Origin of the sequence: Bradyrhizobium sp. (assembly GCF_004799405.1) — a bacterium.
Classification (GTDB): domain Bacteria; phylum Pseudomonadota; class Alphaproteobacteria; order Rhizobiales; family Xanthobacteraceae; genus Bradyrhizobium.
This window is the reverse complement of sequence record NZ_SSMW01000003.1, coordinates 1-22530: the sequence shown is the minus strand read 5'-3', so window position 1 is coordinate 22530 and position 22530 is coordinate 1. Positions and strand designations below refer to the sequence as shown.

Here is a 22530-nt window from a genome sequence, read left to right as displayed (position 1 = left end):
GGGAACAGCTCGAAATGCTGGAACACCATGCCGACGCGGGCGCGCAGCTTCGGCAGATCGGTCCGCGGATCGTTGACCTTGATGCCGTCGAGGATGATCTCCCCGCTCTGGAACGGCTCCAGCGCATTGACGCATTTGATCAGCGTCGATTTTCCGGATCCCGACGGCCCGCACACCACCACCACCTCGCCCTTGGCGACGCTGGTGGTGCAATCCTTCAGCGCCTGGAAGCTCGGCCCGTAATATTTGTCGACATGGCTGATCTCGATCATCAAAGGCCTCTAATGCACGAAGGCGATACGGGTCTGCAGGCGCCGGACGCCGAACGACGCGATACAGGAAATGACGAAATAGACCATGGCCGCGAACAGGTACATTTCGACCAGCCGGCCGTCGCGTTGAGCGACCTTGCTCGCCGCGCCCAGAAAGTCGGGGATCGACACCACGTAGACCAATGAGGTGTCCTGGAACAGCACGATGGTCTGCGTCAGCAGCACCGGCAGCATGTTGTGGAATGCCTGCGGCAGCACGACGTAGCGCATGGTCTGGCTGTAGGTCAGCCCGAGCGCCTGCGCTGCGGCCGGCTGCCCCTTTGAGATCGACTGGATGCCGGCGCGCATGATTTCGGAAAAATACGCCGCCTCGAACATGATGAAGGTGACCAGCGAGGAGGTAAACGCGCCGACATGGATCGGCCGCGACGATCCGGTCACCCATTGCCCGATATAGGGCACCAGGAAATAGAACCAGAAGATCACCAGCACCAGCGGCAGCGACCGTATCAGGTCGACATAGAGTCCGGCGATGCGGCCGAGCAATCTGAGACTCGACAGCCGCATCAGCGCGATCAGGGTGCCGAACACCAGACCGCCGAATGCCGAAAGGCTTGTCAGCATCAGGGTGAACGTCATGCCGTCGAAAAACAGGTAGCCCAGCGAGCGGCGGATGACGTCGAAATCGAAATTGGCGAACATGCTGCGCTATTTCCCGGTGATGTAGCCGGGGACCGCCAGACCCCGCTCCAGCAGGCGCATGGCGGTGACGACGAGGATATTGATCAGCAGGTACAGTACCGTCGCGCCGGTGAAGGCCTCAAATACCTGAAAGGAAAATTCCTGCATCGACCGCGCCTCACCGGTCAGTTCGACCAGGCCGATGGTGATGGCCACCGAGGTGTTCTTGATGGTGTTGAGGAATTCGGAAGTCAGCGGCGGCATGATGATGCGGAACGCCATCGGCAGCAGCACGTAGCGATAGGCCTGCACCGTGGTCAGGCCGAGCGCGGTCGCGGCGAGCATCTGCCCGCGTGGCAGCGATCCGATCCCGGCCCGCAACTGCTCGGCGACGCGCGCCGACATGAACAACCCGATGCCGATCGCAGCCGTGTAGAACGGCGCATGGCTCATCTGCTTCATCCACAGCCCCCATGAGGGCGGCAGCAGTTCCGGCAACACGAAGAACCAGAGAAACAACTGCACCAGTAGCGGCATGTTGCGGAAGAATTCGACGTAGGCAAAGCCGATCCACGACGCCGTCTTCGAGGGCAGCGTGCGCAGCACGCCCACGATCGATCCCAACACCAACGCGATGATCCAGGCGCAGAGCGCGGTCTCGATGGTCACGACCAGCCCCGACAGCAACAGCCCGAGATAGCTGCCGCTCCCGTCAGGGCCCGGCTCCAGGAAGATGTGCCAGTTCCAGTGATAGTTCACGGGGGTTCCCTACGCGAACATCGCGCCAGCAAGGCTCATGCAATGGCCGGGCCATCGCATGAGCCGGTCCGCCTTACATCGCCTTGTAGGAATCGGGATCCGGCGAGTCCGAGGGTTTGGCGAACTCGTGCTTCAGCTCCGGCCCGATCGGCGTGTTGAGGTTCAAGCCCTTGGGCGGGATTTTCTGCATGAACCATTTGTCGTAGAGCTTGAGACCATCGGGGCTCTGGTAAAGGGCCGCAGTCGCGCCATCGACCACCTTCTTGAAGGCCGGGTCGTCCTTGCGCAGCATGATGCCGTAAGGCTCGGGTTTGGAGAACGCGTCGGTCGAGATCGCATAGGCCGACGGCTCCTTCGATCCCGCGACTAGGCTCGCCAGCAGGATATCGTCCATCACGAACGCCACGGCGCGATCGGTCTCGACCATCAGGAACGCCTCGGCGTGATCCTTGGCGGCGATGATGTTGACGTTGAGATTGCGGGCGGCATTGGCTTCGGTGAGCTGCTTGATGTTGGTGGTGCCGGAGGTCGAGACCACCGACTTGCCCTTGAGGTCGTCGATCGAATTGATCTTGCTCGACTTCTTGGAGACGAAGCGGCTCGCGGTCAAAAAGTGGGTGTTGGTGAAGGCGATCTGCTTCTGGCGATCGGAATTGTTGGTGGTCGAGCCGCATTCGAGGTCGATGGTGCCGTTGGCCAGCAACGGAATGCGGGTCGATGACGTCACCGGATTGAGCTTGACCTCAAGCTTGTCGAGCTTGAGCTCTTTCTTCACGGCATCGACGATCTTGTAACAGATGTCCATCGCAAAGCCGATCGGCTTCTGGTTGTCGTCCAGATAGGAGAATGGAATCGAGGAGTCGCGAAAACCGAGCGTGATCGCGCCGGTCTCCTTGATGTTCTTCAACGTCCCCGTGAGCTCTTCGGCGTTCGCCTGTCCCGCGCAGAACGCGGCGGCGAGCCCAACGCCGAATACAAGGCCAATCTTGCGCAAGGTTTTCATTTTCGTACCCTCCTGGTCAGGACCATTTCAGTGTTATTGCTTGCATAATCCGGGCCGAAATAATATGCGCCCTTTGGCGGTGATACGACCTTCAAAAGGCGCCGTTGACAAGGGATTGGCCCGCCATTCCGGCTCAAACCGGCTGCGCCACTCCGTCACGCCCGGTGCGCATTCTACAGAGCGCGCAGCAGCTCGCCCAAATCCCAGAACAGGCCCGCCATGATTGCCAGCGCCTCTTCGGTGACCGGCAACAGGATGTGTTCGTCGGGCGCATGCTGGGAACAGCCGGGATAGGAGTGCGGCACCCAAATGGTGGGCAGGCCAAGGGTCTCGGAAAATACGTCGTTGGGCAGCGAGCCGCCGAAGTTCGGCAGCACCGCCGGCGCCTTCCCCGTGGTCTGCCGGATCGACTGCGCGGCCCAGTTGATCCACGGGCTGTCGAAATCGGTGCGCGATGCGGCAAAACTCTGCGTCGCCCGCACCTCGACCATCGGAAAACCGCTTTGTTGCAAGCGCGCTTTGACCACATCGACGGCGTTGTCGACCCTGGTGCCGACGACAAAACGAAGTTGCAGCACGGCCTGCGCGCGTCCCGGAATGGCGTTGGCCGGCTTCTCGATATTGCCGGAAGACATCGCCAGCACTTCAAGCGTGTTCCAGGCATAAAGCCGCTCGGCCGCCGACAGGCCCTCCTCGCCCCAATCCGGAGACAGCGCCGGCTCGTCGGCCATCGGCTCGATCTGGACGTCAGCCAACGTCGCGCGGACCTGGTTCGAGATGCGCGGCGGCTTCAACTCCTCCAGCAGCAGGCGTCCGTGGCCGTCGACCAGCGTGGCGATGGCGCCGGCGAGAATAGTGGCGGGATTGGCCAGCACACCGCCCCAGTTCCCCGAGTGATGCGAGCCGTCGCGCAAGTTGACATCGAGATGAATCCGCACGCCGCCGCGGCAGCCGAGGAAGATGGTCGGCCGATCGGCGGCCAATCGCGGCCCGTCGGAGGCCAGGAACAGATCGGCCTTGAGTTCCTGGCGCAAGGACTCGCAAACCTGGCGCAGATCCGGCGATCCGATTTCCTCGCCGGTCTCGACGATGAATTTGGCATTGAAGCCGAGCCGGCCGCCGCGGGCTTCACGCACCGCACGCAGCGCCGACATGTTGATGCTGTGCTGCCCCTTGTTGTCGGCGGTGCCGCGGCCATAGACGCGATTACCCGATATGGTGGTCCGCCACGGATCGAGATTGTCGCGCCATTCGCCCACCATGCCGTCGACGACATCGCCATGTCCGTACATCAGCACGGTCGGCGCCGACGCACTCTCATGGTAGTCCGCCAACAGATACGGCCCCCTTCCGGTCGGGGACTCGATCAACCGGGTTGCGAAATCGAGTTGCGAAAACGCCGGCTGCAGTTCGTCGACAAGATAGGCGCGCAGCGCATCGCGCCGTTCGGGGTTTTGGCTTTCGGTTTGATAGGCCACCCTGCGGCCGAGTTCGCCGAGGAATTCGCCGGAATGAAGCAGCTGGCGCGCGCCCGCGATCGCGTCGGCTCGGCCACGAACCGGGGGTGCGATCATGCCGCCCGGCCCTTTCGCATCGCGCTCGAGTAGCGCGGGCAAATTTCTTCCGCAAACCGCGTCATCATCTGCTGACGGACTGCCAGCGGCGTGCCCGGCGTCGCGCAGGACACCATGAAGTAGTTGAAGCCGAGCCCCATCAACGCATCGATGCGCCTGCAGATCGTCTCCGCGCTGCCGACCAGATTCGAATCGTGGAACGGCCCAAGCTCGGCCGGATCGGTCAACTTGCGCAAATTGGCGAACATCCGGCTGAAATCGGCATATTCGGGAATCTCCGTCCACGGGTTGGCATCCGCCTCATAGTGGTCGGCCTGCAGCGCGAAATAGGCCGGGAAATAGCGGCGGCCGATATCGCGCGCCTCCTCGTCGGTGTCGGCAATGAACATCTTGACCGAGATCGGAAGAATGGCGCCGTTCGCCCTGGCGCCGGCGCGCGCCCGCCAGCGATCCAGGATCTTCACCAGCAAGCCATCCGGGAAGGTCGAAAGGCAGATCGGCGGAATGCCGAGATCTCCCATCACTTCGGCGCTGGCCGGACTTCCGATCGCGCCATAGAAGTGAACCGGCTTGTCGACCGGATCGGGACGCAGACGAATCGGCCGCTCGATATTCCAGAACCTGCCGTGATGCGTGAACGGCTCTCCCTTCAGGCCCCGCTCGACGATCTTGAAGACTTCGGAGAAGCGCGCGCGACCCTCGTTCATATCGATATTGTAGGCATCATATTCCATCTTTGCCGTGCCGCGCCCGATGCCGAGGTGCAGCGTGCCCCTGGTCAGCATGTTGAGCATGGCGATCTCCTCGGCGAGTCGCAGCGGATGATACCAGGGCAGCACCAGCACCGAAGTCCCCAGCGACAGATCGGGGAATTTGGCGGCGATATGCGCCATCATCGGCAATGGGCTTGGCGTCGGATAATAGTCGCTGAAATGATGCTCGAGCAGCCATGCCGCGTCATAGCCAAGCCGGTGACCCAGTTCGCAATCCGACATCAGATCGCGATAGAGCTGATGATCGGGAACGCTCGCGACGTCGGCCGCCGCCGCCTGAAAGCCGAACGATATGTCCTGCATGGAATGGTCTCCGCGAAGCCTTGATCCTAGAGGCCCCGGATCGGCGGCAACAGGGTACAAATTTCGTTTGGCGAAAAACTTCGGTACCAATTTTTTAGCCGCCAATGACGGCTAACGGCAAGCTTCGCCAGGATTGTTCCAGCGGCAGCCCTGGCAGGAGAACCGTCGAGCGCGCCGTCGCGCCATCGAATTTGCCTTGCTAAAACCCGCCGGAATGCAACAATTTCTGCTCGCAGTCCGGCGTACGATCGGGCGAAGTGCAGGCAAGACAACATGCCCAGGGCGATCTGTTCATGAAAAAACAAATCCGGCTCAACGCCTTCGCCATGAATTGCGTCGCGCATCAGTCGCCGGGGCTGTGGACCCATCCGCGCGACCGCACCATCGACTATAACCGGCTGCCGTACTGGATCGACCTGGCCAAGACGCTGGAGCGCGGACGGTTCGACGGCCTGTTCCTGGCCGACGTGCTCGGCGTCTACGACGTGTTCGGTTCGAGCCCCGACGCGGCGCTGCGCAACGCCACGCAAACCCCGTCCAACGATCCCATGCTGCTGATCCCGGCGATGGCTGCTGCTACCGAACATCTCGGCTTCGGCGTCACCTCCAATCTTTCCTACGAGCCGCCCTATACGTTTGCCCGAAGAATGTCGACGCTCGACCATCTCACCGAGGGCCGGGTCGGCTGGAACGTGGTGACCGGCTATCTCGACAGCGCCGCGCGCGGCGCCGGCAAGGACAAGCAGACCGGACATGACGACCGTTACGATATCGCCGACGAATATATGGAGGTGGTCTACAAGCTATGGGAAGGAAGCTGGGAGGATGATGCGGTGCTGCGCGATCGCGCGCGCAGCATCTTTGCCGATCCTGCGAAAGTGCATCCGGTGCGGTATGAGGGGAAAAATTACCGGGTCGACGCCATTCATCTCAGCGAGCCGTCGCCGCAACGCACGCCGGTGCTGTATCAGGCCGGCACCTCGCCGCGTGGCCGCCAGTTCGCCGCCGAGCACGCCGAATGCGTGTTCATGTCGGGACCGTCAGCCAAGATCATCGCGCCGCGGGTCGCCGCCATTCGCGAGTTGGCCGCGAAAGCCGGCCGCAACCCCGCCGAAATCCTGATGTTCAGCATGATGACGATCATTCTCGGGCGGACCGAGGCCGAGGCAAAGGCCAAATACGACGATTACCGCAGCCACATCAATCCCGAGGGCGCGCTCACGCTCATGTCGGGCTGGACCGGCGTCGATTTCTCGACCTACGACCTCGACCAGCAGGTCCGCCACGTCCAGAACGACGCCGGCCGCACCGCAATGGACAACATCACCCGCGCCGATCCGGACCGGGTCTGGACCGTGCGCGAGGTCGCCCAGCACGTCGGCATCGGCGGTATCGGCCCGGTGGTGATCGGCTCGCCCGAGACCGCCGCCGACCAGATCGAGGCGTGGTTCGACCAGACCGACGTCGACGGCCTGAATGTCCCGTTCGCGATTTCGCCGGGCGATTTCGAGGATATCACCGACATGCTGGTGCCCGAACTGGTCCGGCGCGGACGCTACAAGGACGCTTACGCAAAGGGAACGTTGCGCGAGAAACTGTTCGGCCCGGGCCGCGCCCGGCTCGCCGCGCCACATCCGGCCGTGCAGTCTCGGCATCAAAAGGCGGCGAAAGCGGCGGAGTAGGTCGCAATGATGCCGCACCGGCGCTGATGCGGCCTCCGTCCTCCTGAGGTACGAGCCGTCCCATCAACACGTCGTCCCGGCCTCCGAGCAGGGACCCATAGCCACAGGCGTCAGGGGTTGCGCGAAAGTCGTTAAACAGCGTCTCTCACAACAACCGACACGGCGTGTGGGTCCCCGCGTGCGCGGGGACGACGTTGAGAGATTTTTCGCGTCATCGCGCAACGACCGCCGTCACACCGTCCCGTCGACCATCACTTCGATCAGTTTCGGACCCGGCCGGCCGAACGCCGACGCCAGCGTGGATTTGAGCTCCTTCGGATCGGCGATCCGCATCGCCTCCAGCCCGAGCGATTTTGCGAGACTGGTGAAGTCCACCTTGGGATGGGCGAAATCCATGCCGACGTAATGGTCGTCGCCGTGAAACGCCAGCAGCCTTTGTTTGATGATGCGGTAGCCACCGTTGTTGGCGATCACGAACGTCAGCGGCAGCTTGTGATGCGCCGCGGTCCACAGCGCCTGGATCGAATACATCGCGCTGCCGTCGCCGGAGAAACACACCACCGGGCGATCGGGGTTGGCAAGACTGACCCCGACCGAGGCCGGCAATCCCCAGCCGATGCCGCCGGAGGCGAGTGCGTGATAGCCGTAGCGATCGCGGTGCGGGCGAAGCGCCAAGACCTGCCGCGACGAGGTCAGTCCTTCGTCGACGAGGATCGCATTGCCGGGCATCGCCTCCACCAGCGCCAGCGACAGCCAGTCGGGATCGATCGGCGACCGGCCGCTGTTTCTGGAGATTTGCTCGACCACGCCGGCACGCCGCGCCGTCCAGTTCTTCGGCTTCAGCGCGGCGATGCCGTTTTTCGCCCGCGCCTCGAGCGCGGCACCGCCGGCCGCCCGCAATGCAGGAACCAGCACGCGCAGGGTTTCCTTCACGTCGGCCTTGAGCGCGATCTCCGCGCCGTAGTTCTTGGCGATATCCCAGTCGACCAGGCCGACCTGCACGATCGGCAAGTCGTCGGGCTTGGGATCGACTTCGCTGTAGACCGACATCCGCAGCGGATCGGCGCCGAGCACGATCATCAAATCGTAGGGCGACAGCACCTCGCGAACCTGCTTCTGCAAACGCGACAGCGCGCCCATGAAGCAGGGGCTTTCCGACAGGAATTGCGCGCTGTAGGGCGTCGAGCACTGATAGGCCGGGCAGCCCAGCGTTTCCGCGAGCAACGCGGCCTCGGCCAGCGCGTCGCTTTTGACGATTTCATCGCCGGCGATGATGACGGGATTTTGGGCTTTAAGAATGCGCTGCGCCAGCGCCTGCAACGCTTCGTCCGAAGGCTTCACGCGGGTATCGACGCGGGTCGAACGCCCCAACTCGATGCCGGCTTCGGCATTGAGGATATCGCCCGGCAGCGAGATGAACACCGGTCCGGTCGGCGCCGTGGTCGCGATCTTGGCGGCGCGGTGCACGATCCGCGGCAGGTCTTCGAGCCTTGTCACCTCGACCGCCCATTTCACCAACGGCTCCGCCATCTGGACCAGCGGTCCGTACAGCACCGGTTCCATCAACCCGTGGCCCTGCTCCTGCTGGCCTGCGGTCAGGATCATCGGCGTACCGGTGAAGCTTGCATTGAACAGCGAGCCCATCGCATTGCCGAGCCCGGGCGCGACATGGACGTTGCAGGCGACGAGGCGGCCCGAGGCGCGGCTGTAGCCGTCGGCGATGGCGACCACCAGGCTCTCCTGCATAGCCATCACATAGGTGAGGTCGGGATGATCCTTCAGGGCATGCATGATCGGCAGTTCGGTGGTTCCGGGATTGCCGAACAGATGGGTGATGCCCTCGTCCTTGAGCAGCGCAAGGAACGCCGAGCGCCCGGTGATGCGATTCATCATGAAGTCCTCCCGTTCCCGCGGCCGTTACCAACGGGGATCGAGCGCATCATGACCGATCCTGGATGCCGAGATCAAGGAAGCGCGATCATGGCTGCCCTGCGCGGGCAGGCTCGGGGACGCTATTGTATTGGCTATCGGTTGATTGATAGTCGTTGCGGCCATTGCGCCGCCCAAAACGATGGCAAGGTCCGGTCCGGAGCGCCCTTAAAGATGTCGGAAGATGTGAGTTCGGCGAAGAGGCCATCTCCGCACGATGGCCTGCCCGCCGAGCGCCGGCGCTGGGCCGTCAGTGCGATCTTCATCGCCGTCGCCGTCGCCTCGCTCGACACCGCGATCGCCAACATCGCGCTTCCCGCGATCGCCTCCGATCTTCATGTCAGCCCTTCCGACGTGATCTGGGTCGTCAACGTCTACCAGATCGCGCTGGTGGCGACGTTGTTGCCGCTCGGCGCGCTCGGCGAGATCGTCGGCTGCGAAAAGGTCTATCTCGGCGGATTGTTGCTGTTCACGCTGGCCTCGCTCGCCTGCTCGCTGGCGTGGTCGCTGGAGAGCCTGCTGGTCGCGCGCACGCTGCAAGGCCTCGGCGCCAGCGGGCTGATGAGCGTGAACACCGCGCTGATCCGCTACATCTACCCGTTTCGCATGCTCGGCCGCGGGGTCGGCAACAATGCGCTGGTGGTGGCGACCGCGACCACGCTCGGACCGACGGTCGCATCCGGCATCCTGGCGTTGGGACCGTGGCCGTGGCTGTTCGCGGTCAACATTCCGATCGGTCTCATCGCCATTGCGATCGGCCTGAAAACCCTGCCGCGCCTGCCGCGGGCCACCCACCCGTTCGATTTCCCTGGTGCGCTGATGGCATCGGCGTGTCTTGGTTTCTTTATCGTCGGCATCGGCAGCGCGGCGCACCACACCCGGACAACGCTGGTGTTGGTCGAACTGGCCGCCGCAATCGTGCTGGGACGGTTTCTCGCCGGACGGCAGACCGATCATCCCGCACCGATGCTGCCGATCGACCTGTTTCGGCGGCCGATGTTCGCGCTATCGGCCGCCACTTCGGTGTGCTCGTTCGTGGTGCAAGGGCTGGCGTTCGTGGCGCTGCCGTTCTACTTCGAAGACGTCTTGCTGCGGTCCCAGGTCGAGACCGGTTTTTTCATGACGCCATGGCCGCTGGTCGTCGGCATCATGGCGCCGATCGCCGGCCGGCTGTCCGATCGCTACAGGGTCGGCATTCTCGGCGGCATCGGATTGGTGTTGCTGGCCGCGGGAATGGTGCTGCTGGCCACGCTTCCGGTGGCTCCCGGGATTGCCGATATCATCTGGCGCATGGTGGTCTGCGGTGCCGGCTTCGGCTTTTTCCAGGCGCCGAATCTGCGGGCGCTGATGTCGAGCGCGCCGCCGGGCCGCAGCGGCAGCGCCAGCAGCATCGTGGCAACGGCTCGCCTCACCGGGCAAACCATCGGAGCCGCACTCGCGGCGTCATGTTTCGCTCTCGCCGGCCACGACGGCGCGGTCATCGCGCTGGCGCTCGGCGCGGGATTCGCCGCGGTCGGCAGCTTGATGAGTTTCCTGCGTTTGATCGTGAAGCCGCGACCGGAGTGATGGCATGCACACCGCAAAGCCTGATCAGAACATCCCTTCGCGATCGAGACGCTTCTTCTTTTTCGAGCGCTGCCAGACCACGCCGGGAAAACCCTTCAGCGGCACCAGCGGCGCACCGGTATAGGCCCACTCCTGCAACTCCTCGATGGCGATATGATAGAGCGGCTGGCGGCCGGTGCGGCCGGTGAAAAGTGCCCGCGGGATGTTCACCATGTGCGGCGAGCGGGCGCGTTCGTAGAACAGCGGCGTGCCGCATCGCTTGCAGAAGCTGCGCGCGGTTTTCGTGGCCTTGTCCTCGAAGCGGGTGATCTCGGTCTTGCCTTTGGTGATGCGAAAGCGTTTGCGCCAGCTTCCGACATGGGTTGCATAGGCGGCGCCATGGGCGCGCCGGCTTGCAGCCGAATGATCGTGCCAGGCCCAGCGCGCCGGCGTGTCGATCTCCAGGCAGACCTTGCCGCACAGGCATTGGCCCGCGGCGGGCTTGCCGGTCGCGACCGGTTTGGACTTTTTCACAGGCGCGTCGTCGAACGGCATCGCACTTCACGCCCGCTGCAGTTCGTCATGAACGGGATAGTCCGTGTAGCCGGCCTCCTCGCCGCCATAGAAGGTCGCCCGGTTGTAGGGCGTGAGCGGATATCCGTGTGCGAGGCGCCGCGGCAGATCGGGATTGGCAATGAAGATGCGTCCGAATGCGACGGCGTCGGCATGGCCCGCGGCGATCGCAGCGTCCGCCGTCTCGCCGGTGAAGCCGCCCGCCGAAATCAATTTGCCGGTCCAGATGGGGCGGAACAGCACCATCGCCGACGGCACGTTCTGATGGTTGACCTCGGCGCGTCCGGCGCCGCTCGAGCGCGGCTCGATGAAATGCAGATAGGCGAGACCGAGCGGATTGAGCGACAGAATGACGTGCGTGTAAAGCGGCATCGGATCGGCTTCGCCGCTGCCGTTGGCGACCCCATAGGGCGACAATCGTATGCCGACGCGGTCGGCGCCCCAGACTTCGATGACGGCTTGCGCTATTTCCAGCAGGAAGCGCGCGCGGTTTTCGATCGATCCGCCGTACCGGTCGGTCCGCAGATTGGTGTGCGACTGCAGGAACTGCTCGATCAGATAGCCGTTGGCGCCGTGGATCTCGACGCCATCGAACCCGGCTTCGAGCGCGTTGCGCGCCGCCTGCCGGAAACTGCCGACCACGCCGGCGATCTCGCCGGTTTCAAGCGCGCGCGGCGTCTCATAAGGCGCAGGCTTTCCCTGTGCCGTCATCGTTTTCAGGTCCGCAATCGGCACCGCCGAGGGCGCGACCGGCAACACGCCGCCGGGCTGGAACGACGAATGCGAAACGCGTCCGACGTGCCAGAGCTGCAGAAAGATCAACCCGCCCTTGGCATGAACCGCATCGACCACCCCGCGCCATCCCTTGATCTGCTGCGCCGAATAGATGCCGGGCGTGCCGGCATTGCCGTGTCCGGTCGCCATCACCGGCGAGGCTTCGGCGATGATCAGGCCGCCCGGCGTAGCGCGCTGGCGATAATATTCCGCGTTCAGCGGCCGCGGCGCGAGGCTCGGCTTTTCCGCCCGCATCCGCGTCAGCGGCGCCATCACCACGCGATGCCCAAGCCGGTAGGGACCGAACTGAAGCGGCGAAAACAACGACGGAAATTTCATGATTACCCCGGAAACATGTCTGTCGATCTGATATGTAGTCGGTTCGCCTTGTTCGCAAAAGACTTCAATGGAAATCTGCTGCCGGGACCGGCAGAGCCGATACGCACGAGGAGAACAGATGCCCCACGCAGCCATGTCGCCGGGTAATGTCGCCGTCGTCACCGGCGGCGCCTCCGGCATCGGCCTTGCCGCCGCAATGCGGCTCGCGCGCCTTGGTATGAAAGTTTGCATCGCCGATGTGGGCGCCGACCGGCTGGCGCAGGCCCATGCAGCCTTGACGGACGCCGCCCCTGCCGGCGCTGCCAGCATCATGGCGGAGATGACCGACGTCAGCCGCGTCGATGAGGTTGCGCGGCTCGAAGCCACGGTCCGCGCACGATTCGGCGGTACTGATGTCTTGATGAATAACGCCGGGATACAGCCCGGCAGCACCATGTTCGGCCCCACCGAAAACTGGCAGCGCATTCTCGGCGTGAACCTGTGGGGCGTAATTCATGGCTCGCAGGTATTTGCGCCCCACATGATCGCGCGCGGGCGTCCCGGCCTCATCATCAACACCGGCTCCAAGCAGGGCATCACGACGCCTCCGGGCGATCCCGCCTACAATGTCTCGAAGGCGGGGGTGAAGGCCTTCACCGAAGCGCTGCAGCACGAATTGCGCAACGCGTCAGGTAGCCAGATCAACGCGCATCTTCTGATCCCGGGTTTCGTCTTCACGGGCCTGACCTCGCGGGGTCGCGCCGAGAAGCCGGCCGCCGCGTGGACGCCGGAGCAAACCGTCGATTTCATGATCGAGCGTATCGCTGCCGGCGATTTTTACATCCTGTGTCCGGACAATGACGTGCCGCGAAGCCTCGACGAGCGGCGTATCCTGTGGGCGGCGGGAGATATCGTCGAGAATCGTCCCGCGCTGTCGCGCTGGCATCCGGATTACGCGGAAGCGTTTGCGGCATTCGTGAAGGACGAATGACGAGCCCTAGTTCACAGCGTCTCTTGCTTGTGCCCGCATTCCTTGCAGGCAAATTTGACGCGGGTCTGGCCCCTGGCCGCCGAGACCCGGTTCGGCGCGCCGCATTTTCCGCAAGTCGCCTCGATACGGGTATTGCCCTGCTTCACGACAATGGCCTTGCGTTCCATGGTTTCGCGGATCAGGCGCTCGGCCTCTTCACGCATCGACTGCTTCGACATCCGATGGCACCTGTCATGAAAAACGAAGTAGCATTATAGCATGGGCCTCGCATTTTTGCGACCGCCCCTGTGGAATGACGACGCTACGTCTCAACGATCACGTAGCTGTCCTCGACATAGACCTGAAACGTTTCGGCCACATACGGCCCCTTCGCCAGCGTCTCGCCGTCCTCGATCACGACCGGGTAGGTGCGGACCTTGACACGCGCGGGATCGAACCAGGATTGCCCGTTGCGCATGTCGAACTCCCAGCCGTGCCACGGACAGCGCAGCAACTCGCCGACCCGCGAACGCTGATAGACGCCCGGCTCGGGAGAGGTGAGCCGGGCGATGCAGGCCGCCTTGTCGAGCGGTGCGCCCTCGTGCGGACAGCGGTTGAGCAGCGCAAAGAACTCGCCATTGACATGGAACACGACGATATCGCGGCCGTCGACGCCGACCACCTTGTTGCCGCCGGGCGGAATGTCCGATGTGCGGGCGACGATGTGGCGGGCCATCGAATCAGAGCTTGTAGAGCGCGCGGGCGTTGCTGCTGAAGATCTTGACGCGTTCGGGTTCGGTCAGCGGCGTCTTGATCGCGAACCGCGGGTCGTCGAAATCCCAGTGCGGATAGTCCGACGAGAACAGCAGGCGATCCACGCCGATCCAGTCGATCAGGGTACGCAGATGCTTCGCATTATCCGGTTCCTCGACCGGCTGCGTGGTGAACCAGAAGTGCTCGCGCACATATTCGGACGGACGCCGCTTGAGATGCGGAACCTCGTCGCGGAAGCGTTCGAAATGCTGGTCCATCCGCCATGTCGTCGCCGGGATATAGCCGAATCCGCCCTCGATGAAGACGACCTTGAGCTTCGGGAAACGCTCGGGCACGCCTTCAAGCACGAGACTCGTAAGCTGGGCCGCCATCGAATGCGCGTTCGATTGATGCTCCTCGGTGTAGTAGGACGGCCATCCGCCGCCGGTCGGCGCATGGCCGCCGTAACCACCGGAATGAATGCCGATCGGCAAGTCGAGTTCTTCTGCCAGGGCAAAGATCGGCCAGTAGCGGTGGCGGCCGAGCGGCTCGTTGGCGCGCGGCGCAACATTGATCTGCACATATTGGCCGGTCTTGGCGCAACGCTCGATCTCGGCGACGGCGGCTTCGGTGTCATCCTGCCCCACCAGAATCGACGCCTTCAGCCGCGGATCGCGGCCGGACCAGCAGGCGAGCTGCCACTCGTTGACGGCGCGCTGGATCGCAGCACCCAGTTCGAGGTTCTGCTGCGAGAAGATGAAGAGATCGAGCACCTGCAGGATGCCGAACTCGATGTCGAGCGGATCGAGGTGCTGCTTTTGCATGAACTCCAGATCGGATCCGGGCGGGCCACCGGTCGGCGGCCACGCATCGCGGCGCGAGATCAGGGGCGCCGAGCGCGGATAGGGCGTGGTGCCGATATAGGGCGTGCGCAGGTGATCGCCGTAGGTTTTCATGTGCTCCTGCCAGCGCCTGGACAGGAATGGATTGAGGTCGGAACGGGCGTGCAGGCTCGGATGCACGTCGCAGTCGATGATCCGCAGGCGGCTGCTTGCGGGTTTCTCCTGCTTGGGGATGGGGCGGTCGATGACGTCGCTCATGCGATCCTCCTTCGGGCCATCAAGTTCATGCGGCGAGACCGAGCCGCGGAAAGGTTTCAAGCGGATTGTCGACGCACATGCGCGATACGATGCCGGCCGGCAGATGCGGCGGTATCGCATCATCGCCGTCGAATTGCCAGTGCGGATAATCGGACGCGAACAGCAGCATCCTGTCGGAATCGATCTGGTCGATGATGTCGGCGACCCCTGTTGCGTCGGGCGGACTGTCGAAAGGCTGCGTGGTCAGGCGGATGTGGTCGCGCATGATCGCGGCCGGCTCGCGATCGATCCAGGGCACCTCGACCCGAACGCCGCGCCAGGTCTTGTTGGCGCGCCACATGAAGGCCGGCAGCCAGCTCACGCCCGATTCCATCAGCACCACCTTGAGGCCGGGGAATTTGAGGAACACGCCCTCGTAGATCAGGCTCAACACCTGGGCCTGGAACGCTTGCGACTCGGCGAGATAATATTCGTAGCGATAGGAGGGCCAGCCGATCGAGCTCGGCGCTCCGCGATAGGCGCTGCCGGCGTGAATCGCGAGCGGCAGGTTGTATTTTTCGGCGACCCGATAGACCGGCCAAAAATGCCGGCGCCCCAACAGGCTCTCGCCTTGCGCCAGCACCAGAACCGAAACGAACCTGTTGTCGCCGGCGCGGCGTTCGATCTCCTCGATGGCGAGATCAGGAGCCTGCATCGGCACCACGATCGAGGCGCGCAGCCTCGAATCCTGCGCCAGCCATTCGGCCGAGATCCAGTCGTTGATCGCCTTGCAGAACGCCGCCGCCATATAGGGGTCGTACACCGCCTGCGCACCGTAGAGCACATTGCAGATCGCGTGACTCGCCCCAAGCTGGTCGAACGCGCCACGCTGCACCATCGCCAGATCGCTGCCGGGCTTGCCCTTGGCCGGCCGCCAGTCGGCCCGGCCCGACAACGGCATGTTGGGCGGATAACTGGTGAGATCGAGGCCGTCGATGGCACGGCTCACCACCTGCTCTTTCCAGTGATCGTCGAGATAAGGCAAAAGCGTGGTGCGCGTGCCTCCCACGGCGGGATGGATATCGCAGTCGATCCGCGTGGCCGCCATGGAGTTTCCCTTGGGCATCGTTATTGGCGGCTGTTGCCGCTACCGGAATGTGCCGCCGAGCGGCCCGGAGCGCAAGGGTTAGTGGTGGAACAGAACGCGCAAGCACGCCGGATTTACGCAGGCTTCAGCCGATATTCTGCAAGCTTGGAAATGTCTCCAGCAGCCAGATGCTGATGGCGGAGACCGAGCCGGTGAGAAATCCGATCCCGGTGATGACCATCAGCACGCCCATCGCCCGCTCGACGCTGGCAAGATGCCGCTTCATCCGCGCAAATAGCGACGAGAACTGTTCGATCATGAAGGCCGCCAGCAGAAAGGGTATGCCGAGCCCCGCAGAGTAGATCGCGAGCAGCCCGGCCCCTTTGGTCACCGTCGCTTCGGCCGCGGCCAGCGACAGGATCGCGGCCAGAATCGGCCCGATGCAGGGCGTCCAGCCGAACGCGAACGCCAGTCCCATGACATAGGCACCCCACAGCCCGACCGGCTTTGGCACCGTCAGCCTGCCCTCGCGCATCAGTAACGCGATCCGCGTCAGCCCGAGGAAATGCAGGCCCATCAGAATGATGACGATACCGGCGACGATCGACAATTGCGCCGACCAGGCGCGGATCAGGTTTCCGATAAAGGACGCGCTGGCGCCAAGCGCCACGAACACGGTGGAAAAGCCGAGCACGAACATCAGGGCTGAAATCATCACCGCGCGTTTCGACGCCGAGATGGTCTCGTCGCTGGCGACGTGCTCGATGGTCGCGCCGGTGAGGTAAATCAGATAGGGCGGCACCAGCGGCAGCACGCAGGGCGACAGGAAACTGATGAGGCCGGCAATCAGCGCCGCCGGGATCGAGACATCGTGCATCGCAGGACTTTCGAATTGTCATCTCCGACGCAGCGTAATCTTCGCATCGGTGCAAGCATTCCTTATACGAAGGCACGCAGCTTGCGGGTTTCAAGACTCGCGCGCCGCGATCACAAGGCTGTGGGTTTGCTGTCGGCCGTCATGCGGCCGGCGCCTGGAGAGCGGCCAGCGCTTCGGCGACGCTGTGGAAAATCCGGTTGGGACCCAATGACCGGTCGATGCCGAATTGGGTGATGGCTTCCTGGGCGCGGATCGATTCCAGGCGAGCGATCGCAAAATCGATGCCTTCGGAGCGGCACTGACGAATCAGAGCGTTCAACGCTTGCGCGGCGGTGAAGTCGATCGCCAGGATGCCGGTCGCCTCCAGTACGAACAGGCGAATTTTGACGGCCGACGAATGCAGCGCGTTCAGGACGTCCTGGCGGAAATCGTTGGCATTGAGAAATGACAACGGCGCCTGAAACCCTGCAACGACGATGCCGGACTCGGTCTCGCCTGGAAGATGCGAACTCGCCGGCCACCAGATCGAGGTGCCGGGGATGCGTTCGAAGCGCAGGAGGCGCGCGCGGGTGATGCTCCAGACGCCGTACACTAGCGAAAGCGTGATGCCGATCCCGACCCCTTGCTGGATCGGAAACAGGATGATAGCGGCGGCGGTCGCCACGATCAGAACAAATTCGATCCATGACTGGCGGTAGATCGCAACGATTTGCTGAACATGGACGATACGCAGCGCGACGAACAACAAGACGCCTCCGAGCGCCGCCTCGGGCACGTGCCGCAACAGCGCTGCCCCGAACATCAGCAGCAGGAAGACGACGGCGACGGCGACCAGGCCGGCCAGTTGCGACCGCCCGCCGGTTTCCGAAACGATGCCGGTGCGGGGCGGGCTTGCATTCACCGGGAACGCGCCGAACAGTCCCGCCAACACGCTGCCCACACCGACGCCGATAAAATCCCTGTTAACGTCGGGCGGTTGATCGGCATCGGATGGAAACGACCGGGTGGTCGCCGCCGTCTGCACCATCACGACGATCGAGATGATGAGGCCGAGCGGCACCAGGCGAATCCACTGTCCGAGCGATCCATCCGGCACCGTCAGTTTCGGCAAGCCGACGGAAATAACCCCGAGTACCGAAACGCCGCGGTGCTCCAGCCCCGTCAGCACGACCGCGGCACTCGCCGCGACCAGCCCGATCAGCGCACCGGGAATCCGTGGATTTATCCTTTCCGACGTTGCAATCACGATGAGAACACCGAGGCCGATCGCAAGCGTGAACGGATTGGCATCGCCGAGGTTTGGCAGCAACGCCCCCAGCCGCGCGAGCATCGCGAGCTTGCTGTCCGGCGCCGGCAATCCCAGAATGGTGGGCAACTGGGAAATCAGAATGTGGGCCGAGATGCCGACCAGAAAGCCCGCCGTCACCGGCACCGACAGGAGATCGGCAACCCAGCCCATCCGGCAAATCCCGCCGATGATGAGAAACAACCCGACGATCAGCGCCAGCACCACCGCCTGCATGACGTAATCCGGCGAACCGGACGCGGCCAGCGCCACGAGGCCACCGGCGATGATCGGCGTGATCGTCGAATCGGCGCCGCAGGACAGAAACCGGTTGCTGCCGAAAACCGCGAAAGCCAGCGATCCCCCGAGGAACGCGAAAAAGCCGAGCAGCGGGGTGAAGTGCCCCAATCGCGCGGTGGCCATCTGCTCCGGGATAACGATCGCCGCAAGCGTGAGACCGGCGATGATGTCCGGCGTCAGGAAGGCCGGGCGCCAGGACGCGAACGAGCGGAACACCGGCCAAGCCTTCGTCAAAGCTCCACCATCTCGCCTTTGGACCATTGCTCGCGCAACTTGAATTTCTGGATCTTGCCGGAACCCGTCAGCGGCATGGCGTCGACCACGAACCAGTGGCGCGGGGTCTTGTGCGGGGCGAGATGCTCGCGCAGGTAATCATGCAATTCCTCTTTGACGATAAGCATCCCGGGCGCGGGGCGGATGAACGCCGATACGACTTCGCCCCATCTGTGGTCCGGCAATCCAATCACCGCGACGTCGCCGACCTTGGGATGGCGGAACAATATTTCTTCCAATTCGCGCGGGTAGATGTTCTCGCCGCCGCGAATGATCATGTCCTTCAGCCTTCCCTCGATGGTGCAGTAACCCCTCGCATCCATCGCGCCGAGATCGCCGGTGTGCAGCCAGCCTTCGGCATCGATCGCCGCCTTGGTCGCGGCCTCGTCCTCGAAGTAACCCTGCATGACGTGATAGCCGCGGGTGCAGATCTCGCCGATCTCGCCGATCGCGACGGTCTGTCCGGTATCGGGGTTGACGATCTTGACCTCGACGTTCGGCATCGGCGTGCCGATGGTCTCGGCCTTGTCGGCGATGGTGTCGGTAGCCCAGGTCATCAATGCGACCGGCGAGCACTCGGTCTGGCCGAACACGATGGTGAAGGGCGCGCCGAGCCGCCGCTCGAGATCGGCGACGATCGCCGCCGGCACCGTCGAGCCGCCGGAATAGATCGCTTTCAGCGCGGAAAGATCGGCCGACGCAAACGACGGATGCTCCATCATCGCAACCAGCATGGTCGGCACGCCGAGCATCGCATTGGAGCGGTAGCTCGCCATTAGCTCGATCACGAGGCCAGGCTCGAAGGCCTCGACCAGCACCTGGGTGGCGCGCTTGGACACCGCACCGATCACGCAACAGACGCAGCCGCCGGTATGGAAAAGCGGCATGGTGGTGATCTGTACCGCGCCGTCGGGAATGCCGGCGCGGTCGGCGGTGTGCGCCCCGTTATTGACGAGACCGCGATGGTGCAACAGCGCCCCCTTGGCAAAGCCTGTGGTCCCCGAGGTGTACTGGATCATCACCGGATCGGTCGATCGCACGGCGGGCAGCGCAGGGTTTGCCCTGTCGCCGGATTCCAGGAATGCGTCCCATTGATCGAAGCAGATGATCTCCCGCAATTCCGGGCAGCGCGCGCCGAGCGCCTGGACCGTCGCCAGCATCGGATTGCCGCGGAACTCCTTGACCACCAGCACCCCGGCCGCGCGCGACTGCTTCAATACATATTCGACCTCGGCCGACCGGAAGCCGGGATTGACGGTCACGAGGATGACGCCGGCCATGGCGGCGCCAAACTCCATCATGATCCATTCCGGGATATTATGGGCCCAGACCGCCACGCGTTCGCCCGGCTCGAAGCGGGTCCGCAGCGCCCGCGCTGTGCGCAGCGACTGCGCGTACAGCTCCGCGTAAGTCCACTGCCGCCGATTTTCCTTGTCCGGGACGCCGGCAATCAGCGCGGTCCGGTCGGGCGCGGTTTCCGCCGCCCATTGCAGCAATTCGCCCAGCGTGATGTCGCGGACCGCCGGCTCGCTCGGCCCCGCAGCATGGGACATCGTCAACATGGTCGCTCCTCCACGCGCAGACACCTGGCCGGCAGCGAAGTCTCGCTTAAAGAATAGAACGGCTCAGTTCAGGATTTGCCCTTCGACGCATCGCTCGCGGCGGACATCACGCCGCTCGAGATCTGCCGCATGTGTTCGCCGGCATTGGTAAACTGGCTCTTGAGGAATTCCGACTGGATTTGCATGGCCTGCTGCAGATCGGTTGCGTGAACGAGCTTGCGGGCGTGCTCGAACGCCGCCTTCATGTTCTGTTCGGTGAAGGTGAGCGCCTGCCTGGAAACTTCGGTGCCCGCGCTCGGGATCGACGCCATCGACTTGCTGGCGGCATCGAAAAACATGCCGAACGCCTTTTCCGCCTGGTCGATGGTTTTTTCCGCCAGATTGCGCAATTCCGCCGGTACTTCCAATTTTGGTTCGTTCATGTTCGCATCCTCCCGTCTGGTCCGTAACGCTAGCATATTGTGCGCGCGCCTGCGCAGGTTTTACGGCGGCGATCTCAGCCCTTGCTCCCCGCCGCGCCGAACACCCCGGCCTCGGCCATCTTCGCGATGCGGTCCTCGTCAAAGCCGAGCGTCTTGCGCAGCACTTCCCTGGTGTGCTGGCCGAGCATGGGCGCCGCCACCGGATCGACCAGCGGCGTCAGATCGAGACGCAGCGGGGATTCGATGTTGGGGACCGAGCCCGCTGCCGGGTGCGGGATCTGGTTGAGGCGATGCCGCTCCCGCAGTTCCGGCGAGTTGAAGGCTTCCTCGATGGTGCGCAGAAATCCGACCGGGATGTTGGCGGCCTTCATCCTGGTCACCCAGTTGTCGCGAATGTCGGAGGCAAAAATGCCGGCGAGGATTCCGCGCAGCTTTTCCCGGTTGGCCGTTCGCGAACGCCGGTCGCCGAATTCGCCGCTGGCGAGATCGGGCCGGTCGAGCACGTCGACGACAAGGCGGCGATACAGCCGATCATTGGCGCAGGCGATATAGAACGGCGCGTCCGACCCATCGTAGACGCCGACCGAAGGAGACCCGTTCGGCGAATTACCCTGCCGGCTGTAATTCAGGCCCGTCATCAAATGGGCCATGCCGTAAAATCCGGTCAGCGCCACCGCGATGTCGAACAGCGCGACCTCGACATGCTGGCCACGGCCGAGCCGGTCGCGGGCAAGCAGCGCCAGCAGGATGGCGTTGCAGGCCGACATGCCCGTTGCAAAATCGACGATCGGCGTTCCCGTGCGCACCGGCGGCCCGTCGGCAAAGCCGTTCAGCGACATGAACCCGCTTTCGGCCTGCGTGATCGGATCGAACCCCGGCCGCGAGGCGAACGGCCCCTGGCGGCCGTAGGCCGAAATCGAACAATAGACCAGCCGGGGATTGGCCGGCGCGACCGAGGCGTAATCGAGGCCATACTTCTTCATCACGCCGGCGGAGAAATTTTCCACCACGACATCGGCCTTCTGGATCAATTCGCGCGCGATCGCGCGCGCCTCGGGCCTGGCAAGGTCGAGCGCGATACCGCGCTTGTTGCGGTTCAGGCTGACAAAGGCAGCACTTTCACCGGCGAGATCGGCGTGCTCATAGTGGCGGGTATCGTCTCCGCCGTCCGGGTTTTCGATCTTGATGACCTCGGCGCCGAAATCGGCCAGCGTTTGCGTGCAGGCGGGTCCGGCGACGACCCGGGTGAAATCCACCACCAGCAGGCCGTCGAGAGCGGTCGGCACGCCCTCTCCCCGTGGCGCTCGTTCCGGCAATTGCGGTCTCGAACTCATGATCAACCCGTTCCCTTCCGATATTATTGGCCGCCATCGCCAAGACCGGCACGGCGGCAAGCGACTTTACGGCATAGGCTGTACCCGCCGCCAGCGAATCCCCGTTCCAGATATCGAATTCGTCATACCCCGCGAAAGCGGGATATCCAGTACGCCGCGGCCTCTCGGCTCTATCGCTAACGCCTCTGGAATACTGGATCACCCGCTTTCGCGGATGATGAGGGGAGGTGTGAGTCCGCATTCTCGCGGCGCGATGCGCCCGAGGTTTGCTGGAAATTTCCTTGCCCTCTCGAAAAAGAGGGCGCAGGGAATGCCGGGCGCCCAATGCGCCCGCAGCCTGGCAGGGCAGAAAAAACAAGCCATGCCAGTAACAGTCACCACGGTCACACCGGAAATCACCCG

At 63.6% G+C, this 22530-nt stretch carries 22 protein-coding genes; 4 read left to right on the top strand and 18 right to left on the bottom strand.

What is annotated here, in order from left to right:
• The 6 genes from E7813_RS01405 to E7813_RS01380 all read right to left on the bottom strand — a co-directional run.
• A partial coding sequence (locus E7813_RS01405; protein WP_291570121.1) for an ATP-binding cassette domain-containing protein occupies positions 1-272 on the bottom strand: 272 nt, incomplete at its 3' end.
• A gap of 9 nt (positions 273-281) precedes the next feature.
• A complete protein-coding gene (locus E7813_RS01400) occupies positions 282-974 on the bottom strand; it encodes an ABC transporter permease subunit (protein ID WP_291570120.1) in 693 nt (230 codons plus the stop codon).
• Between the two features lie 6 nt (positions 975-980).
• Positions 981-1712: an amino acid ABC transporter permease gene (locus E7813_RS01395; RefSeq protein WP_291570118.1), complete on the bottom strand. Its 732-nt coding sequence runs from the start codon at positions 1710-1712 to the stop codon at positions 981-983.
• A 73-nt stretch (positions 1713-1785) separates the two neighbouring features.
• Positions 1786-2715 (bottom strand): amino acid ABC transporter substrate-binding protein, encoded by a 930-nt coding sequence (locus E7813_RS01390; protein ID WP_291570116.1) that lies wholly within the window; start codon positions 2713-2715, stop codon positions 1786-1788.
• Between the two features lie 173 nt (positions 2716-2888).
• The gene (locus tag E7813_RS01385; protein WP_291570123.1) at positions 2889-4289 is read right to left on the bottom strand and encodes a M20 family metallopeptidase; all 1401 of its coding nucleotides are present in this window, start codon (positions 4287-4289) and stop codon (positions 2889-2891) included.
• Positions 4286-5365, bottom strand: a complete 1080-nt coding sequence (locus E7813_RS01380; RefSeq protein ID WP_291570114.1) for an LLM class flavin-dependent oxidoreductase — start codon at positions 5363-5365, stop codon at positions 4286-4288. Before E7813_RS01380 ends, E7813_RS01385 begins: the two co-directional genes overlap by 4 nt.
• Positions 5366-5658: 293 nt before the next feature.
• Here E7813_RS01380 and E7813_RS01375 point away from each other — a divergent pair, with 293 nt between their 5' ends.
• Positions 5659-7047, top strand: a complete 1389-nt coding sequence (locus E7813_RS01375) for an LLM class flavin-dependent oxidoreductase (RefSeq protein ID WP_291570112.1) — start codon at positions 5659-5661, stop codon at positions 7045-7047.
• 231 nt (positions 7048-7278) lie between these two features.
• On the opposite strand, the gene E7813_RS01370 is transcribed toward E7813_RS01375, so the two are convergent.
• Positions 7279-8940: a thiamine pyrophosphate-binding protein gene (locus E7813_RS01370; RefSeq protein ID WP_363331143.1), complete on the bottom strand. Its 1662-nt coding sequence runs from the start codon at positions 8938-8940 to the stop codon at positions 7279-7281.
• A 210-nt stretch (positions 8941-9150) separates the two neighbouring features.
• Here E7813_RS01370 and E7813_RS01365 point away from each other — a divergent pair, with 210 nt between their 5' ends.
• Positions 9151-10542, top strand: a complete 1392-nt coding sequence (locus E7813_RS01365) for an MFS transporter (protein WP_291570108.1) — start codon at positions 9151-9153, stop codon at positions 10540-10542.
• 24 nt (positions 10543-10566) lie between these two features.
• Here the strand turns inward: E7813_RS01365 and E7813_RS01360 are convergent, their stop codons facing one another.
• Positions 10567-11076: a GFA family protein gene (locus E7813_RS01360; RefSeq protein ID WP_291570105.1), complete on the bottom strand. Its 510-nt coding sequence runs from the start codon at positions 11074-11076 to the stop codon at positions 10567-10569.
• A 6-nt stretch (positions 11077-11082) separates the two neighbouring features.
• On the bottom strand, positions 11083-12207 hold the full coding sequence (locus E7813_RS01355) for an alkene reductase (RefSeq protein ID WP_291570103.1): 1125 nt from the start codon (positions 12205-12207) through the stop codon (positions 11083-11085).
• Between the two features lie 118 nt (positions 12208-12325).
• Here E7813_RS01355 and E7813_RS01350 point away from each other — a divergent pair, with 118 nt between their 5' ends.
• The gene (locus tag E7813_RS01350; RefSeq protein WP_291570100.1) at positions 12326-13177 is read left to right on the top strand and encodes an SDR family NAD(P)-dependent oxidoreductase; all 852 of its coding nucleotides are present in this window, start codon (positions 12326-12328) and stop codon (positions 13175-13177) included.
• Between the two features lie 11 nt (positions 13178-13188).
• Here E7813_RS01350 and E7813_RS01345 read toward each other — a convergent pair whose 3' ends face one another.
• The 9 genes from E7813_RS01345 to E7813_RS01305 form a co-directional block, all read right to left on the bottom strand.
• On the bottom strand, positions 13189-13395 hold the full coding sequence (locus E7813_RS01345) for a hypothetical protein (RefSeq protein ID WP_291570099.1): 207 nt from the start codon (positions 13393-13395) through the stop codon (positions 13189-13191).
• Between the two features lie 83 nt (positions 13396-13478).
• Complete coding sequence (locus E7813_RS01340) at positions 13479-13892, bottom strand: Rieske (2Fe-2S) protein (RefSeq protein WP_291570098.1); 414 nt, start codon at positions 13890-13892, stop codon at positions 13479-13481.
• Between the two features lie 4 nt (positions 13893-13896).
• Positions 13897-15009, bottom strand: a complete 1113-nt coding sequence (locus tag E7813_RS01335; protein WP_291570096.1) for an amidohydrolase family protein — start codon at positions 15007-15009, stop codon at positions 13897-13899.
• A gap of 25 nt (positions 15010-15034) precedes the next feature.
• Positions 15035-16096, bottom strand: coding sequence for an amidohydrolase family protein (locus E7813_RS01330; protein ID WP_291570094.1), 1062 nt, complete (start codon positions 16094-16096; stop codon positions 15035-15037).
• Between the two features lie 124 nt (positions 16097-16220).
• Complete coding sequence (locus E7813_RS01325; RefSeq protein WP_291570092.1) at positions 16221-16952, bottom strand: cytochrome c biogenesis protein CcdA; 732 nt, start codon at positions 16950-16952, stop codon at positions 16221-16223.
• 139 nt (positions 16953-17091) lie between these two features.
• Positions 17092-18798: a SulP family inorganic anion transporter gene (locus E7813_RS01320; RefSeq protein WP_291570090.1), complete on the bottom strand. Its 1707-nt coding sequence runs from the start codon at positions 18796-18798 to the stop codon at positions 17092-17094.
• Positions 18768-20372 (bottom strand): AMP-binding protein, encoded by a 1605-nt coding sequence (locus tag E7813_RS01315; protein WP_291570088.1) that lies wholly within the window; start codon positions 20370-20372, stop codon positions 18768-18770. Before E7813_RS01315 ends, E7813_RS01320 begins: the two co-directional genes overlap by 31 nt.
• Before the next feature lie 68 nt (positions 20373-20440).
• Entirely contained in the window at positions 20441-20794 is a 354-nt protein-coding gene (locus tag E7813_RS01310) for a phasin (protein WP_291570086.1), read from the bottom strand.
• Between the two features lie 74 nt (positions 20795-20868).
• Entirely contained in the window at positions 20869-22128 is a 1260-nt protein-coding gene (locus tag E7813_RS01305) for a CoA transferase (RefSeq protein ID WP_291570084.1), read from the bottom strand.
• On the opposite strand from E7813_RS01305, the gene E7813_RS01300 reads away from it, so the two are divergent.
• A partial coding sequence (locus tag E7813_RS01300) for a hypothetical protein (protein ID WP_291570082.1) occupies positions 22127-22530 on the top strand: 404 nt, incomplete at its 3' end. The two genes, E7813_RS01305 and E7813_RS01300, sit on opposite strands and share 2 nt — an antisense overlap.